Annotated in this window: 1 protein-coding gene; it reads right to left on the bottom strand. The window is 32.4% G+C overall.

What is annotated here, in order from left to right; genetic code table 11:
* Nucleotides 1-235: 235 nt before the first annotated feature.
* A complete protein-coding gene (locus I3255_RS14365) occupies nt 236-751 on the bottom strand; it encodes a hypothetical protein (protein ID WP_106340274.1) in 516 nt (171 codons plus the stop codon).
* Nucleotides 752-1,363: the final 612 nt, after the last annotated feature.

The raw sequence follows: 1,363 nt of genomic DNA, 5'->3' as shown, positions 1-1,363 counted from the left end.
AATGCTAACGGCTCGATTGATCAGTTAATTATGCGTAGAATTGATGCTTTGGCTATGAGTGCTAAGCGCAAAAAGACGGCCATAGCCGGAATTAAGAAATTTGGAAACCGTGAGCATATTAATCAATAGCAGTTTGAAGTGAACATTACTTAAGTTCGAAACAAAGCTCAAAGCATATGAGGAAAAGTATTGATTAATAATCTATCATCTTAGGTATCGATAGCCCGTTAATCTTTTATCTAGTTTCTGATTTCTTCGATGAGCTAACTACTGTTCCCATAAAATCATCAAGTTCATTATTATCTGTGTGTATAACATTAGATGTTATATCATCACAAGAAGAACATTTAAATTGCAAATATTCATCTTTTGAAGAAGATATCTGGCACATTTCATGCTGACATTTGGGGCAGATTGGCTTAAATACATATGGAATGTAATTATCATTATAATACAAATAACTCCATTCCCAATTAATTCCGAAATAATACCCTTTACCGATACCACTTATAATATGCTCTTTTTTATTTTTGTTAAAAAATGATAGTGTGTAAAAAGGTATAACGGTGAAAATAAAAATCAGCACCAACCAAATAGGAATTTTTAGTGTAAGAAATAAAGTGTCAAATACTGATAAACCATAAATGAAACTTGTAATATATAATGATAGGCCACAAACTACGGCTATGATAACTCCAACCATAACTACATCACCAATATCATAATGTTTTGTAGAATTTGAATCTCTCATTGTATATTATCCTACATACTATAGAACTATATCAATTATTAAGCTACAGACTTTTTTTTGCAAATATCATTTTTAGTTAGAGCTTAAATAATAATCTTTATAAATAAGAACCGTATCAGATTCTATTGTCATTTCAATTGGCTGTAACAAGATACCTCAATTTTAAATACAAAATCGCGGTTTGTGGCCTCATTTTTAGCTCCTAATGATCGCTAATTTAGCAAGCATTCTTATTTGTGATCTGTAAGCGGTGAAAGTCATCTACACGCCTTGTTACATTGGAAGTATTCGGGAGGCCATCGTGAGGTGGAGTTAGAAGTAAGTGGCGAAATTTAATGTACCACTACAATGTATCGTATCGCGTTGGTACAAAGGTTTAGATTTCAGAATTATTGTTGATCAAGTTTTCATTTCTTAAGAGTTTCTTAAGTTTCGTGTTTTATTTTGTTGATAACGACTCAAACAAAGGAAGCACTCATGAAACACTATGTACGAACTTATGCATATGGCTTTACTTTAGACATCGTTTATCCAACGCATTCACTTTGGAACCAAGTTATCGAGCATGTTTCTCTGCGTTATCAAGAAGCATTTTTGGCTAGGCTTAAACAG

The sequence above is a fragment of the Psychrobacter sp. Ps6 genome (genome assembly GCF_022129235.1).
Classification (GTDB): Bacteria; Pseudomonadota; Gammaproteobacteria; order Pseudomonadales; family Moraxellaceae; genus Psychrobacter.
This window is presented reverse-complemented; position numbering and strand designations above follow the sequence as displayed.

Bases quoted from the DNA above. Each gene is read 5' to 3' on its own strand.
- I3255_RS14365 (WP_106340274.1), bottom strand. From the start codon at position 751: ATGAGAGATTCAAATTCTACAAAACATTATGATATTGGTGATGTAGTT.